The organism is Streptomyces sp. NPDC004721 (genome assembly GCF_053601495.1).
Genome location: NZ_JBSGBZ010000025.1, coordinates 43,164 through 58,071, shown reverse-complemented (window position 1 = coordinate 58,071; position 14,908 = coordinate 43,164). Strand labels below are relative to the sequence as shown.

General features: G+C 72.0%; 12 protein-coding genes and 1 pseudogene. 11 read left to right on the top strand and 2 right to left on the bottom strand.

All coding sequences use genetic code 11. The annotated features are described in order from the left end of the window. Positions 1–82: 82 nt before the first annotated feature. The 11 genes from ACWEK3_RS23250 (at position 83) to ACWEK3_RS23200 (ending at position 13,568) form a co-directional block, all read left to right on the top strand. Positions 83–1,477: an ABC transporter substrate-binding protein gene (locus ACWEK3_RS23250; RefSeq protein WP_453250504.1), complete on the top strand. Its 1,395-nt coding sequence runs from the start codon at positions 83–85 to the stop codon at positions 1,475–1,477. A 101-nt stretch (positions 1,478–1,578) separates the two neighbouring features. Continuing rightward, a complete protein-coding gene (locus ACWEK3_RS23245; protein WP_376543484.1) occupies positions 1,579–2,457 on the top strand; it encodes a carbohydrate ABC transporter permease in 879 nt (292 codons plus the stop codon). Positions 2,458–2,460: 3 nt separating this feature from the next. Further along, positions 2,461–3,291 carry a carbohydrate ABC transporter permease gene (locus tag ACWEK3_RS23240; RefSeq protein WP_450547218.1) on the top strand — a complete coding sequence of 277 codons (831 nt, stop codon included), beginning with the start codon at positions 2,461–2,463 and terminating at the stop codon, positions 3,289–3,291. A gap of 5 nt (positions 3,292–3,296) precedes the next feature. Next, positions 3,297–4,112: a 6-phosphogluconolactonase gene (locus tag ACWEK3_RS23235; protein WP_450547219.1), complete on the top strand. Its 816-nt coding sequence runs from the start codon at positions 3,297–3,299 to the stop codon at positions 4,110–4,112. An 8-nt stretch (positions 4,113–4,120) separates the two neighbouring features. Next, positions 4,121–5,086 (top strand): 5-dehydro-2-deoxygluconokinase, encoded by a 966-nt coding sequence (gene iolC / locus ACWEK3_RS23230; protein ID WP_450547223.1) that lies wholly within the window; start codon positions 4,121–4,123, stop codon positions 5,084–5,086. Beyond that, positions 5,083–5,988 carry a Cgl0159 family (beta/alpha)8-fold protein gene (locus ACWEK3_RS23225; RefSeq protein WP_453250503.1) on the top strand — a complete coding sequence of 302 codons (906 nt, stop codon included), beginning with the start codon at positions 5,083–5,085 and terminating at the stop codon, positions 5,986–5,988. The genes iolC and ACWEK3_RS23225 overlap by 4 nt, the downstream gene beginning before the upstream one ends. Continuing rightward, complete coding sequence (gene iolB / locus ACWEK3_RS23220) at positions 5,988–6,872, top strand: 5-deoxy-glucuronate isomerase (protein ID WP_450547221.1); 885 nt, start codon at positions 5,988–5,990, stop codon at positions 6,870–6,872. The genes ACWEK3_RS23225 and iolB overlap by 1 nt, the downstream gene beginning before the upstream one ends. After that, a complete protein-coding gene (gene iolD / locus ACWEK3_RS23215) occupies positions 6,869–8,770 on the top strand; it encodes a 3D-(3,5/4)-trihydroxycyclohexane-1,2-dione acylhydrolase (decyclizing) (protein ID WP_453250502.1) in 1,902 nt (633 codons plus the stop codon). The genes iolB and iolD overlap by 4 nt, the downstream gene beginning before the upstream one ends. 374 nt (positions 8,771–9,144) lie before the next feature. Further along, the gene (locus ACWEK3_RS23210; RefSeq protein WP_453250538.1) at positions 9,145–10,350 is read left to right on the top strand and encodes a glycosyltransferase; all 1,206 of its coding nucleotides are present in this window, start codon (positions 9,145–9,147) and stop codon (positions 10,348–10,350) included. Between the two features lie 144 nt (positions 10,351–10,494). After that, the gene (helR, locus tag ACWEK3_RS23205; protein ID WP_453250501.1) at positions 10,495–12,663 is read left to right on the top strand and encodes an RNA polymerase recycling motor ATPase HelR; all 2,169 of its coding nucleotides are present in this window, start codon (positions 10,495–10,497) and stop codon (positions 12,661–12,663) included. Positions 12,664–12,791: 128 nt separating this feature from the next. Beyond that, a complete protein-coding gene (locus ACWEK3_RS23200; protein ID WP_453250500.1) occupies positions 12,792–13,568 on the top strand; it encodes an SAM-dependent methyltransferase in 777 nt (258 codons plus the stop codon). A gap of 76 nt (positions 13,569–13,644) precedes the next feature. Here ACWEK3_RS23200 and ACWEK3_RS23195 read toward each other — a convergent pair whose 3' ends face one another. Then, complete coding sequence (locus ACWEK3_RS23195) at positions 13,645–14,046, bottom strand: hypothetical protein (protein ID WP_453250499.1); 402 nt, start codon at positions 14,044–14,046, stop codon at positions 13,645–13,647. A gap of 226 nt (positions 14,047–14,272) precedes the next feature. Beyond that, positions 14,273–14,908, bottom strand: a pseudogene (locus ACWEK3_RS23190) (hypothetical protein); the annotation flags it as partial.

Sequence of the window (14,908 nt, the reverse complement as noted above, 5' to 3'; positions counted from 1 at the left end):
CGATTCGCCTTTCCCTGCCCTGCTCCGCAGGGGTCCGATTCCGCCCCGCCCTGGAGGACGGGGTTTCCTCGCAGGAGATCTGATGAAAAAGCTGCGTTGGACCGGGGCCGCGGTGCTGGCCCTGACCGGGCTGCTGGTCTCCGGGTGCGGTGTCCCCGGAGCCGGCGGCAGCACCGCCTCGGCCGGCGTCACCGGACCCCGGATCACCCAGCCGGTGACCGTCCAGGAGGTGGCCAAACCCGGGCCCACCACCCTGCGCGTGCTCGCCGACTCGGGCGAGGACGCCACTCTCAAGGCGCTCGTGCCGATGTACGAGAAGAAGTACCCCAACGTCAAGGTCGAGGTCGTCACCAAGGGCTTCGACGATCTGATGAAGACCGTCGTCAACTCGATGTCCGGCACCGACGCGCCAGACCTGGTGCAGGGCAACCAGGGCTACGGCACCGACGGCCCGCTGGTCAAGGCCGGGCTGATCCGTCCGCTGGACGACGTGATGCGCGCCTACGGCTGGGAGAACACCTTCACCGACGGCGCCCTCAAGCAGTACCGCTGGACCCCGGACGGCGCCGTCTTCGGCTCCGGCAGCCTCTACGGCATCTCTCCCGCCACCGAGTACGTCGGCGTGTTCTACAACACCGACAAGCTGGCCAAGCTGGGCATCAAGCCGCCCACGACCTATGCCGAGTTCACCGACGCGCTGGCCCGCGCCAAGGCCGCGGGACAGCAGCCCATCATGCTGGGCAACTCCGAGAAGTACCCCGCCAGCCAGGTCATCGGCCTGGTCCAGGCGCAGAACGTGGCCAGCCGCGACATCCGCTCGTGGATCAGCGGGGTCCCCGGCGCCACCATCGCCGACAAGGGCACCGAGGCCGCGGCCGGCACCGTGCAGGACTGGGCCAAGCGCGGCTGGTTCGGCAACGGCTACGACGGCATCAGCTCCGACGACGCGGTCGCCAAGTTCAGCCACGGCCAGGGCGCATTCCTGGTCGCCGGCTCGTGGAACGCTCCGGCCCTCCAGCAGAGCATGAACGGCCATGTCGGCTTCACCCTTCCCACCCGGCCCGACGGCACCCGCGCCACGGTCGGCTCGCTCGGCCTCGGCTGGCACGTCAGCTCCAAGACCCAGCACCTGCCCGCCGCGGTCGCCTTCCTCGACATGCTGATGAGCGACCGGTTCGCGCAGACCCTCGCGGACGTCGGCCGCACCCCGGTCACCGGCCAGGGCACCGTCAAGGCCGACAGCAAGGTCGTCGACCAGGTCAACGGCATCGGGCTCAAGCTGCTCGCCGACGACGGGCAGAACTTCTACCTCGACTGGGCCTCCACCACGATGCTCGACACCATCGGCTCCAAGACCCAGGACCTGCTGGCCGGCCGCACCTCACCCCGCGGCTTCGCCGAAGGCCTGCAGAACAACTGGCTGGCGTTCCAGAAGCAGCAGCGCCAGGACGCGGCGGCCGCCGGAGGCACCCCGTGACCGCGGCTCCGCTCTCCGGACGGGCCAGCGCCACCGAGCCCGCGTCCCCCGCGCCGGTCCGCACCGGCCACAAGCCGCCGGCCCACCGGAGACGGAACGGCCTGCGCGCCTGGGCCGGACGCCAGTACTGGCCCGCCCTCTGGTACCTGCTGCCCGCGGCCATCGTGTACACGCTGTTCGTGCTGCGGCCGCTGGGCCAGACCGCCTGGATCTCGCTGTTCCGCTGGGACGGCCTCACCGAGGGCCGCTGGGTGGGTCTCGGCAACTACCGCGCCCTGCTGTCCGACAGCCGTATCCCCGCCGCGATCGGCCACTCGCTGGAGTTCGTGGTCTTCTACGCGCTGCTGCCGGTCGCCCTCGGCCTCTTCCTCGCCGCCCTGATGTCCCGCATCCGGGTGTACGGACTGAGCTTCTTCCGCGCGGTGCTGTTCCTGCCGCAGATCCTGGCCACCGTCGTGGTCGCCGTCTCCTGGCGATGGGTCTACGACATCGACGGGCCGCTCAACGCCGCCCTGCGCGCGGTCGGCCTCGGCTCCCTGGCCCGCGCCTGGCTGGGCGACTACCACACCGCCCTGCCCTCGGTCGGCCTCGTCGGCACCTGGGTGATGTACGGGCTGTGCATGGTGCTCTTCCTCGCCGGCACCCAGAAGATCCCCACCGAGCTGTACGAGTCCGCCCGCATCGACGGCTGCGGCCCGGTCCGCGAGTTCTTCACCGTCACCCTGCCCGCGCTGCGCGGCGAGATGTCCATCGCCCTGGTTCTCACCATCACCTACGCCCTGCGCAACTTCGACCTGGTGTGGAACACCACCACCGGCGGCCCCGGCACCTCCACCACCGTGCCCAGCGTCTTCATCTACCAGGGCGCCTTCCTCACCCACGAGGTGGGCGGCGCCGCCGCGATCAGCGTCTGCCTGACCGCCGTGGTGCTGGTGGTGACCGGGCTCGTCATGCGCCTGGTGCGCGGAAAGGAGGGCTGACGGATGCTCACCAGCCGCCGCCAGACCGTCATCGGACACGCCGTCCTGGCCGTCGCAGCCATCGCCGCCCTGTACCCCTTCCTGTCCGTGGTGCTGCTGGCGCTCAGCAAGCCCGGCACCCGGCAGAGCGGCTTCACCCTGCCCACCTCCATCAGCCTCGACAACTTCTCCGAGGCCTGGAGCCGGGGACTGTTCTCCCAGGCGCTGCTGTCCAGCCTGATCGTGGCCGCCGCCGTGGTGGTGGGCACCATCGTGCTGGCCGTACTGGCCGGCTACGCCTTCGCGGCCTTCCCCTTCCCGCTCAAGGGACTGCTCCTGGGACTGCTGCTGGTCGGCCTGGTGATGCCGTACGAGGCGACCGTCATCCCGCTCTACTACCAGCTGCGTTCCTGGCACCTCACCAACACGTACTGGGCGCTGATCCTGCCGCAGATCGGCCTTTCCCTGCCGTTCGCCGTCTTCTGGATGCGCACCTTCTTCGTGTCCACACCGCCGGCGCTGCGCGAGGCCGCCGCGGTCGACGGAGCCTCCAGGTTCCGCACCCTGCGCTCGATCCTGCTGCCGATGGCCGCACCCGCCATCGGCACCCTCGCCACCCTGCTCTTCCTCTTCGCGTGGAACGAGTTCCTGCTGGCACTGGTCCTCGTCCCGGACGACCGCAGCGTGCAGACCGCACCGCTGGCCCTGTCGTTCTTCGCGGGCAACCGGCGCAACAGCAACCCGGGCGTCACCGCGGCCGCCGCCGTCATCGTCGCCCTGCCCGTACTCATCAGCTACATCGCCCTCCAGCGCCGCATGATCAGCGGCATGCTGGCCGGCGCCGTAAAGGAGTGACATCCATGTCGGCCCCCCTTCCCCCGCGCGTCTTCGACAGCCCCGCCCAGCTGGGCGCGGAGCTGGCCCGCGAGATCGCGGACGGGATCGCGGAAGCAGCAGGCTCCGGCCGGCGCTACGTCCTGGGCTGCCCCGGCGGCCGCAGCCCCAAGCCGGTCTACGAGGCACTGGCCGAACTGACCGCCGAGCGCGGGCTCGACCTGCGGCACGTCGTCATCGCCATGATGGACGAGTACGTCCTGCCCGACCCCGACGCGCCGGGCGGCTTCCACGACATCGACCACGGCGCGCACAACAGCTGCCACCGCTTCGCCGCCGAGGAGATCGTCGCTCCACTCAACACCGCGGCCGGCCCCACCCGGAGCATCCCCGCCGACGCGGTGTGGTTCCCCGACCCCGCGGACCCGTCCGCGTACGAGCGGCGCCTGGCCGAGGCCGGCGGCATCGACCTGTTCATCCTGGCCTGCGGCGCCTCGGACGGGCACATCGCCTTCAACCCGCCCGGCACCGACCGCCACAGCACCAGCCGGATCGTGGAGCTCGCCGACACCACCCGCGTCGACAACATGGGCACCTTCCCCGACTTCGCGTCCCTCGACGAGGTGCCCCGGCACGGCGTCACCGTCGGCGTGCACACTATCGTGGCCAACTCCCGGCGCGCGGTGATGACCGTCCACGGCGCCCACAAGCGCGAGGCGGTGCGCCGCCTGGCCACCGCCGGCGGCTACGACCCCTCCTGGCCCGCGACCCTGGTCATCGAGTGCGCCGACGCCGCCCTCTACGTCGACCGGGCGTCGATGGCCCTGGAGGACGCCGCGTGACGTACGACCTGATCACGCTGGGCCGGGTCGGCGTCGACCTCTACCCGGAGCAGACCGGGGTGGGCCTGGCCGAGGTGCGCACCTTCGCCAAGTACCTCGGCGGCAGCGCCACCAATGTGGCCGTCGCCGCCGCCCGGCACGGCCTGCGCAGCGCGGTGGTCACCGGAGTCGGCGACGATCCGCTGGGCGGGTTCGTCCGTGACGCGCTGCGCGGCTTCGGCGTGGACGACCGGCATGTGGTGACCGTGCCCGGTTCCCAGACCCCGGTGGTGCTGTGCGAGCTCTTCCCGCCGGACGACTTCCCGCTGTACTTCTACCGGCCCGAAGCGCCCGACCTGCGGCTGCTGCCGGAGCATCTGGACCTGCCCGCCCTGCGCGGCGCCCGGGTCGTCTGGGCCACCGGCAGCGGCCTGAGCGCCGAGCCGTCGCGCGGGACCACGCTGCGCGCGCTCGCCGAGCGCGACCCGGGCACCGACACCGTGCTGGACCTGGACTGGCGCCCGATGTTCTGGGACCGGCCCGAGGACGCGCCCGCCCGCTACGCGCAGGCGCTGGAGCACGCCACCGTCGCGGTCGGCAACCGCGACGAGGTCGAGGTCGCGGTGGGCACCCGTGACCCGGACCGGGCCGCCGACCTGCTGCTCGCCCGAGGAGTGCGGCTGGCCGTGGTCAAGCAGGGCCCGCACGGCGTCCTGGCACGCACCGCGACCGAGGACGTACGGGTGCCGCCGATCCCCGTCGAGGTGGTGAACGGCCTCGGCGCGGGCGATGCCTTCGGCGGCGCCCTGGTCGCCGGACTGCTGGCCGGACTGCCGCTGGCCGACACCCTGGCCGCCGCCAACGCCGCCGGCGCCCTGGTCGCCTCCCGGCACGCCTGTGCCGACGCGATGCCCACCCCCGAAGAGATCGCCGAGCTGACCGGCCGCCCCACCCCGCGCGCCGTCGCCACCACCACGACCGGAGAACCTCGTTGAGCACCACCCTCGCCACCGCCGCCGCCCGTGACCTCGCCGAGGTCACCCGGATCCGGCTCACCGACCCGGACGCGATCCGCCGGGCCGCCACCGCCCGCCCGAAGTTCGACAGCGCGGACCTGGCCCGGCCGCTGTTCATCCTGGCCGCCGACCACCCGGCCCGCGGCGCGGTGGCCGCCGGCGGCAACCCCACCGCCATGGGCGACCGGCACGAGCTGCTGGCCCGCTGCGTCGAGGCGCTCTCCCGCCCCGGCGTGGACGGCTTCCTCGGCACCCCCGACCTGGTCGAGGACCTGACGTTGCTCGGCGCCCTTGACGGCAAGCTGGTGCTCGGCTCGATGAACCGGGGCGGCATACCCGGTGCCTCGTTCGAACTCGACGACCGCTTCACCTGCTACGACGCCCGAGGCATCGAGGAGGCGGGGCTGGACGGCGGCAAGGTGCTGCTGCGTGTCGACCCCGCCGACCCGGGGACCGCGGAGACCCTCAGTGGTACCGCCACCGCCGTGAACGAGCTGGCGGAGCGCCGGCTGCTCGCCCTGATCGAACCGTTCAAGTCCGTGCGCGAGGGCGGCAAGGTGCGCAACATCCTGGAGGCCGACGCGCAGATCTGGGTGAACAACATCGCCTCCGCGCTCGGCCGCACCTCCGCCTACACCTGGCTGAAGGTCCCGGTCGTCCCCGACATGGAGCGGATGATGACCTCCACCACCATGCCCACCCTGCTGCTGGGCGGCGAGGGCGGCGGCGACCCCGACGCCATGTACGCGTCCTGGCAGCGCGCGCTGGACATCGAGCACGTCCGAGGGCTGATCATCGGCCGTACGATGCTCTTCCCCGCCGACGGCGATGTGGCCGGAGCCGTGGACACCGCCGTCTCGCTGCTCGGCCGGGAGTCCTGATGTCCCGTCGGCTGCACCTGCCCGCCGGCGCCGCCGCGGCGGACGGATTCCGCCTCACCGTCACCCCTGAGGACGCGGGGTGGGCCTACAGCTCCCTGCGCGTCCTGGACCTCGCACCGGGTGCCTCGCGGACACTGGCCACCGGTGACAGCGAGATGATCGTGCTGCCGCTGTCCGGCGGCTGCCGCGTGGAGATCGACGGCACCTCCTTCGACCTCGACGGCCGCCCCGACGTCTTCAGCCGGGTCACCGACTTCGCCTACGCGCCGCGCGACGCCCGGCTCACCGTCCACTCGGCGGACGGCGGGCGGTTCGCGCTCCCCGCAGCCCGCTGCGAACGCCGGCTGGCGCCCGCCTACGGTCCCGCCGAGGCCGTGCCGGTCGAGATCCGCGGCGCGGGCCCCGCCACCCGGCAGGTGAACAACTTCGCCTCCCCCGAAGGCTTCCCCTGCGACCGCCTGGTCGCCGTCGAGGTGCTCACTCCCGGCGGTAACTGGTCGTCCTATCCGCCGCACAAGCACGACGAGCGGCGCCCGGGAGAGGCGGTGCTGGAGGAGATCTACTACTTCGAGATCGGCGGCCCCGGCCCGCACGGCTTCGGCTACCAGCGGGTGTACGAGCCCGCCGCGGCAGGGGTCGACGGGGTGGACGTGCTGGCGGAGGTCCGGCAGGGCGACGTGGTACTCGTCCCCCGCGGCTACCACGGCCCTTCGATGGCCGCGCCGGGACATCCCCTGTACTACCTCAATGTGCTCGCCGGGCCGGACCCGCAGCGCACCATGGCGTGCTGCGACGACCCGGCCCACCACTGGGTGCGTGCCTCCTGGGACGGCCAGGCCGCCGACACCCGGGTGCCGATCTGCGACGCGGGAGGGCCGCGATGACCACGTCCACGTCTCTCGGGCAGGTGCGCCGACTGACCACTGCCCAGGCGCTGGTGGCGTTCCTCGCCCAGCAGTACACCGAGCGGGACGGCGTCGAACATCGGCTGATCGAGGGCTGTTTCGGCATCTTCGGCCACGGCAACATCGCCGGCCTCGGCCAGGCGCTGCTGGAACGCCCCGAGGACCTGACCTACTACCAGGCCCGCAACGAGCAGGCCATGGTGCACGCCGCGGTGGCCTACGCCCGTACCCGGCGCAGGCTCTCCACGCTGGCCTGCACCGCCTCGGTGGGACCCGGCTCCACCAACATGGTCACCGGGGCGGCGCTGGCCACCGTCAACCGGCTGCCGGTGCTGCTGCTGCCCGGCGACACCTTCGCCTCGCGCGCCGCCTCACCGCTGCTCCAGGAGCTGGAGCAGCCGTACGCCGCCGACATCACCGTCAACGACACCTTCCGCCCCGTCTCCCGGTTCTTCGACCGGATCTGGCGGCCGGAGCAACTGCTCTCCTCGGCCGTGCAGGCGATGCGGGTGCTCACCGACCCGGCCGAGACCGGCGCCGTCACCCTGTGCCTGCCGCAGGACGTGCAGGCGGAGGCCTGGGACTTCCCTGAGGAGTTCTTCGCCCGCCGGGTGTGGCACGTCCGCCGCCCGGCACCTGACGAGGCGTCACTGGCCGCCGCCGTTCGGCTGCTGCGGGGCGCACGGCGCCCGCTGATCGTGGCCGGCGGCGGGGTGATCCACTCCGACGCCACCGCCGCGCTCTCGGAGTTCGCCGCCGCCACCGGCGTTCCCGTGGCGGTCACCCAGGCCGGGAAGGCCGCGTTGCCGCACGGCCATCCGGCGGCGGTCGGCGCCATCGGCCACACCGGCAGCGCCGCCGCCAACGCCCTGGCCCGCGACGCCGATGTGGTGATCGGCATCGGCACCCGCTGGCAGGACTTCACCACCGCCTCGCGCACCCTGTTCGCCGACCCGCGGGTGGCCTTCGTCAACCTCAACATCGCCTCGTTCGACGCCGCCAAGCAGGCCGGGGTGTCGCTGGTCGCGGACGCCCGCGCCGGCATCAAGGCCCTGGGCGCCGCGCTGTCCGGCTGGTCGGCCGCCCTGGAATGGCGTGAGCGCGCGGCCGGACTGGTCCGCGGCTGGGACGCGGCGGCGGACGCCGCCTTCACCGCCGGACACCGGCCGCTGCCCGCCCAGAGCGAGATCATCGGCGCGCTGCGGGACGCCATGGACGAGCGCGACGTGGTGGTGTGCGCCGCCGGTTCCATGCCGGGCGATCTGCACAAGCTGTGGCGCCCCAGCGATCCGCTGGGCTACCACGTCGAGTACGGCTACTCCTGCATGGGCTACGAGATCGCCGGAGGGCTGGGCGTGAAGATGGCCGCGCCCGACCGCGAGGTCGTGGTGCTGGTCGGCGACGGCTCGTACCTGATGATGGCTCAGGAGATCGCCACAGCCGTGGCCGAGCGCCTCAAGCTGGTCGTGGTGCTGGTGCAGAACCACGGCTACGCCTCGATCGGCGCGCTGTCGGAGTCGGTCGGCGCCGACCGGTTCGGCACCCGCTACCGCTATCGCGACCCGGCCACCGGGCACCTGGACGGCGACACCCTGCCGGTCGACCTGGCCGCCAACGCGGCGAGCCTGGGCGCGGACGTCATCCGCGCCCAGGGCCTGGACGGCTTCCGCGAGGCGCTCGCCACCGCGCTGGCCGCCGAGCGCACCACCGTCGTCCATGTGGAGACCGACCCCCTGGTGCCGGCGCCCGACTCGGACGCCTGGTGGGACGTCCCGGTCGCCGAGGTCTCCGCACTGCCGTCGACCACCACGGCCCGCGCCGCGTACGAGCAGCAGAAGAAGGCCCAGCGCCCGCTGCTCACCCCACCCCCGGCCTGACCCCGCCCCCGGTCCGCGTCCCCTGAGGCTCCCTCAGGGGACGCGGGCCTGTAGGCCGTCACGGCACTGGTCCTTTGGTTGTCACTGATCACACCGGGGATCCGCCAAAGACGCCACTCCCCCGCATCCAGTACGCCCCGCGGTGGCGCGGACGGGGTCGCGCCGGCGGACGGGTCGATATCCCCGTCCTCAATACGCACAAAACCGGCATCGTCCGTCGGTATCGCACGGACAAAAAGAAAAGGAAAGGAGGTTACCCGCTCCTTTCCACTCTCAACTTATAGCGCACTGGGGGGCTTGCGGCAAGGCCCCCGTCGTGCCGCAGAATCGCCGGCCGAAGCCAGAAAACGAGGGTGGGGTGTCGCGAAGTGCGTGTGTTGTTGTCGACGTATGGATCGCGTGGGGACGTCGAACCGCTGGTGGCACTCGCGGTGCGGTTGCGGGAACTCGGTGCGGAGGTGCGGGTGTGCGCGCCGCCGGACGAGGACTTCGCGCAGCGGTTGGCCGGTGTCGGCGTGCCGCTGGTGCCGGTCGGCCGGTCGGCACGCGCACTGACAACCGCGGCACCGTCGCCGTCGTCGCTGCCCCAGCGCGCGGCCGAGCTGATCGCCGGCCAGCTCGACGCGGTCACCGCGGCGGCCGAGGGCTGCGACGCGCTGGTGGCGACCGGCATGACGCCTGCCGCGGCCGGCGCGCTGTCGGTGGCCGAGAAGCTGGGCATCCGCTCCGTGTCCGTGACCTTCCAGCAGCTCACCCTGCCGTCGCCGCACCGCGCGCCGCTGGCATATCCGGGCCGTCCGTTCCCGCCGGACGTGACCGGCAACCGGGAGCTGTGGGACCTGGACGCCCAGAGCATCAACGCGCTGTTCGGTGAGGCACTCAACACGAACCGCGCGTCGATCGGCCTGCCACCTGTGGACGACGTCCGCGACTACGTCATCGGCGACCGGCCGTGGCTGGCGACGGACCCGGCTCTGGACCCGTGGCAGCGGACGCCGGACCTCGACGTCGTCCAGACCGGCGCGTGGATCCTGCCCGACATGCGCCCGCTCCCGGCGGAGTTGACGGCGTTCCTGGACGCCGGGGCGCCACCGGTGTACGTGGGCTTCGGCAGCATGCCCATGCGCGCCTCGACGGACGTCGCCCAGGCGGCCGTCGACGCGATCCGAGCGCAGGGCCGCCGCGCGGTCGTGGCCCGTGGCTGGGCCGACCTGTCCCTGGTCGACGACCGTGACGACTGCTGCGTCGTCGGCGAGGTCAACCAGCAGGCGCTGTTCGGCCGGGTGGCCGCCGTCGTGCACCACGGCGGCGCGGGCACCACGACGACGGCCACCCGGGCCGGCACGCCTCAGGTCGTGGTGCCCCAGGCGGCGGACCAGCCGTACTGGGCCGGCCGGGTCGCGGACCTCGGCATCGGCGCGGCACACGACGGTCCGACGCCCACCTTCGAGTCCCTGTCGGCCGCACTCGGGACGACCCTGGCCCCCGGCACCCGCACACGAGCGACCACCGTGGCCGACATGATCCGCACCGACGGAGCGGCGGTGGCCACGAAGCTGCTGCTCGACGCGATGAGCTGAAAAGTCTGCCGGTGCCCGCGTGAGCCACGTGGGATCACCGAGCCGGGACCCGGAACACGACGACCGACCACTCGACGTCACGCCGAGCCTGACACCTTGCCGCACGCAACGGTCGCAAGCGACCCCAGATCGGAACCGAAGACCATGAATCCCCTCACCACCAGCGCTTTCGACCTTCCCGACCGTCTCTCCTCCAAGGCCGACCCGACTCTGATCGCTGACGACGAGCAGCACTTCGCCGCCATCGCGGAGTGCCTCGAGCGGTCGATCGCCGAGGTGTCCGACCGCCTCGCCGCCGAACGCAGGGCGCCCGGCGGCACGGGCCGGCAGGCGTTGGACCGGGACCTGGAGATCCACCGGCTGACCGCTCGCCTGCGCACACTGCGCCGCTTCGGCCTGGACCTGTGCCTCGGCCACATGGTCGGCGCGGACCACTCCGAGCCCGTGTACGTCGGCCGGCTCGGCCTCACGGACAGCACGGGCCGCCGGCTGCTGCTCGACTGGCGCTCCCCCGCGGCTGAGCCGTTCTTCGGAGCCACCCACGCCAACCCGATGGGTCTGACGAGCCGCCGCAGGTACCGCTGGACCCGTGGCCGGATCAGCGACTACTGGGACGAGGTGTTCAGCGTGGACGACTTCGCCGGGCACGCCGCGCTCGACGACCAGTCCGCCTTCATCGCCAGCCTGGGCAGCAGCCGTTCGCCTCGGATGCGCGACGTGCTCGGCACCATCCAGGCCGACCAGGACGCCATCATCCGCGCGGGCTCCCGCGGCGCTCTCGTCGTCGACGGCGGTCCGGGCACGGGGAAGACCGTAGTCGCCCTGCACCGCGCCGCCTACCTCCTCTACTCCGACCCCCGCCTCGGGCACCGCCGCGGCGGCCTGCTGTTCGTCGGCCCGCACCAGCCCTACCTCGGATACGTCGCCGACGTCCTCCCCAGCCTCGGCGAGGAGGGCGTACAGACCTGCACCCTGCGCGACCTCGTCGCCGAAGGGGCCACGGCGGCGGTCGAGTCCGATCCGGACGTGGCCCGTCTGAAGTCGTCCGCGGATCTGGTGAAGGCGATCGAGCCGGCCGTCAGGTTCTACGAGGAGCCGCCCGCCAAGGGGATGACGGTCTCCACCCACTGGTCCGACATCCGGCTGACCGCCGACGACTGGGCCGCCGCGTTCGAAGCGGCGGAACCCGGTACCCCGCACAACGAGGCACGCGACCAGGTCTGGGAGGAACTGCTCACCATCCTGGTGGACAAGCACGACGGCGACGCCCCGGAGGACCTGCTGCGCAGATCGCTGCGGCAGCACAGGGAACTGCGAACGACCTTCAACCGCGCCTGGCCGCTGCTCGAAGCGACCGACCTCGTCGGGGACCTGTGGTCCGTGCCCGCCTATCTGCGGATGTGCGCTCCCTGGCTCGGCCCCGGCGACGTCGAAAAGCTCCAGCGCCCGGACGCCCAGGCCTGGACGGTGTCCGACCTGCCTCTGCTGGACGCGGCGCGGCAGCGCCTCGGCGACCCGGAGACGTCACGGCGCAAGGCCCGGCACGAGGCCGTCATCGCCGCCCAGCGCGAGCGCATGGCGCAGGTCGTCGACAACCTGATCGCCGCCGCGGCCGACTCCGGGGCCGACGGGGACGACGGCGAGGGCCTGGTGACGATGCTGCGAGGTGAGGACGCCGAGGTCAGCCTGGTCGACGAGTCCGAACTGTCCACCGCCGACCCGGACCAGCTCGCCGGCCCGTTCGCGCACATCGTCGTCGACGAGGCTCAGGAACTGACCGACGCGGAGTGGCAGATGCTGCTGCTGCGGTGCCCGTCCCGGAGCTTCACCATCGTCGGGGACCGTGCCCAGGCCAGGCGCGGGTTCACGGAGTCGTGGCGGGAACGGCTCGAACGGATCGGGCTCGACCGGATCGACCTGGCGTCCCTGAGCATCAACTACCGGACGCCGGAAGAGATCATGACGGAAGCCGAGCCGGTCATCCGGGCCGTGCTCCCGGACGCCAACGTGCCGACCTCCGTCCGCAGCGGCGGCGCCCCTGTCATGCACGGATCCACCGCGGACCTGCACTCGATCCTCGACACCTGGCTCGCCGCACATGCCGACGGGATCGCCTGCGTCATCGGCGATCCCACGTTCCCGAACACGGCTCGCGTCCGGTCGCTCACCCCGGAGCTGTCCAAGGGACTCGAATTCGACCTGGTCGTCCTCATCGACCCGGAGACGTTCGGCGAGGGCGTCGAAGGAGCGATCGACCGCTATGTCGCCATGACCAGGGCGACCCAGCGACTCGTCATCCTCACGAGCCCGTGACGTCGGCCGGGTCGCCGGCCGGGCAAGGCGGCCGGCGACCACCCACCTCGGCACCGCCACGCACCTCGGCACCGCCGCGGGAAAAACAGGTGTCGCCGACCGCCGTGCCCTCCCTACCGTTCAGGATCATGGATGACATCACTGCCCCGCCGCGGCTGACCCGACTCACCTTCCACGGACCGCTCTCCGAGGACCGGGCCGCCAGGATGATCCGGCGGCTCACCTCCCCGGCCGGGCAGGCAGCCCCGACCACCGTGCTCGACATCGGCTGCGGCTGGGGCGAGTTCATGCTCCGCCTCCTCGAGGCGATGCCCGGCGCGACCGGCGTCGGCATCGACCTCGTTGAGGAGGACCTCGCCCGCGGGCGCGCCAACGCCGAGAGCCGCGGGCTGGCCGAGCACGCCCGCTTCGTCCAGGAGTCCGCCGTCGACACCTCCCGAGGCCCCGCGGACCTCGTACTCTGCCTCGGCGCCAGTCACGCCCTCAGCGAGGCCCGACCCCCCGAGCACACCACTGCCGCCCTGCACGTCCTTCGGCGTCTGGTCACCCCGGGCGGCCGTGTCCTGCTCGGTGAGGGGTTCTGGCAACATCCGCCCGCTCCGGGCGAGTTGGCGGCGATGTGGCCGGACGCGTCCGCCTCCGAGTTCCACCACGTCGCCGACCTCGTCGACCTCGCCGTCGCCGCGGGGTTCCGTCCGGCGTGGATCGAGACCGCGAGCGACGACGAATGGGAGGAATTCGAGTCCGCCTACCAGTCCGACGTCGAGGAATGGCTCGCCACCCATCCCGATCATCCCCTCGCGAAGGAAACCCGCGACCGCGTCGACCGCCACCGCGGCATGTGGCTCCGGGGTTATCGCGGCGTCCTGGGCATGGCCTACCTGACCCTCATTCCCGTGGACTGAAGCTCGGGCGGCGCCACTGGGAGCGCCCGACAGCCTCGCGCTGCCGGGCACTGCTCCCCACTGGCTCTACCGCGTTTCAGCGCCCTTCCTTCCGCCTGCTGCGAACGAGCCAGGTGGCTCCCCCGACGGCCAGGGCGACCGGCCACTCAAGGGCCCCCGCGACAGCGAGGGCTCCCAGCCCCCCGTAGAAGACCAGGTCCCGGGTGGGCACGTTCTCCAGGCTGAGGTACGGGATCGGAACCGGGGCGCGGAACATGCGAGTGCGCAGGTGGACACCCCCGTCGGGGTGAGCCTCACCGGTCGCGCTCCGGGCTTGCGTACGCTCAGTGAACACCCGCGTACTCTGAGTCCCGTACTGCCCCTTCTGGGCCCGCACGCGTGCCGCGGGCTCGAGCGTGGTCAGTCCAGCGTCCGACATCTTCTTCTGGGCCCGGACACGCTCGGTGGGCTCGAGCACGGTCTCGGCTGCCGTAACCATCCCCGCTCCTCCTCTCCTGTGAGCCGGTATGGATGTGTCTGGATGCGTCTCTTTCATGCATCCTCTCTTCCATCCTCGCGCGCGCCGTCCGCCATAGCAGCTCCCTCGCGGCGAACCCGGACGAATCGGCCGGGGTCCGGAAGCACTCCTGCGGGGACCCTGGCCGGCCCTGCCACACCGACCGGGGTCCCCGAACCCGCTCACTTCACAGTCCCGAACCGAGTCATCACGGTGCGCAATAGACAAGGGGAGTGACGTCGTAGCTCTGAGTGACGGAGGTGTTGTGGAAGTTCACGGTCCAGCTGTCATCGGGTTTCTTGCTCGTGCTCCGGTAGCTGTTCACAGGGATGACCTCGTCGCCCCCGACCCAGCCCCCGCTGACCGCATGCTGTCCCGCCGGGCACACAGCGACCAAGGCGCGCGTCTGCCCCGGTGTCAGCGTCACGTCGCCCCCGACGACCGTGGTGATGTCGGCGACGCCCGAGGTTCCCTGCACACCCTGCGGTCCGGTAGCACCGGTGTCGCCGTGCGGTCCGGTAGCACCCTGGGGGCCAGCGACACCCGCGTCACCCTTGTCACCCTTGTCACCCTTGTCACCCTTCACACCCTCCGTGCCCTGCGATCCGGTAGCACCCTGCGGGCCAGCGACACCCGCGTCACCCTTGTCACCCTTGTCACCCTTGTCGCCCTTCACACCCGCCGTGCCCTGCGATCCGGTAGCACCCTGCGGGCCAGCGACACCCGCGTCACCCTTGTCACCCTTGTCGCCCTTGTCGCCCTTCACACCCGCCGCGCCCTGCGATCCGGTAGCACCCTGCGGGCCAGCGACACCCGCGTCACCCTTGTCACCCTTGTCGCCCTT

What these genes read in the sequence shown, in the direction of transcription:
- ACWEK3_RS23250 (WP_453250504.1), top strand. Translation starts at nt 83, where the DNA reads ATGAAAAAGCTGCGTTGGACCGGGGCCGCGGTGCTGGCCCTGACCGGG.
- ACWEK3_RS23240 (WP_450547218.1), top strand. Translation starts at nt 2,461, where the DNA reads ATGCTCACCAGCCGCCGCCAGACCGTCATCGGACACGCCGTCCTGGCC.
- ACWEK3_RS23235 (WP_450547219.1), top strand. Translation starts at nt 3,297, where the DNA reads ATGTCGGCCCCCCTTCCCCCGCGCGTCTTCGACAGCCCCGCCCAGCTG.
- iolB (WP_450547221.1), top strand. Translation starts at nt 5,988, where the DNA reads ATGTCCCGTCGGCTGCACCTGCCCGCCGGCGCCGCCGCGGCGGACGGA.
- iolD (WP_453250502.1), top strand. Translation starts at nt 6,869, where the DNA reads ATGACCACGTCCACGTCTCTCGGGCAGGTGCGCCGACTGACCACTGCC.
- helR (WP_453250501.1), top strand. Translation starts at nt 10,495, where the DNA reads ATGAATCCCCTCACCACCAGCGCTTTCGACCTTCCCGACCGTCTCTCC.
- ACWEK3_RS23200 (WP_453250500.1), top strand. Translation starts at nt 12,792, where the DNA reads ATGGATGACATCACTGCCCCGCCGCGGCTGACCCGACTCACCTTCCAC.
- ACWEK3_RS23195 (WP_453250499.1), bottom strand. Translation starts at nt 14,046, where the DNA reads ATGGTTACGGCAGCCGAGACCGTGCTCGAGCCCACCGAGCGTGTCCGG.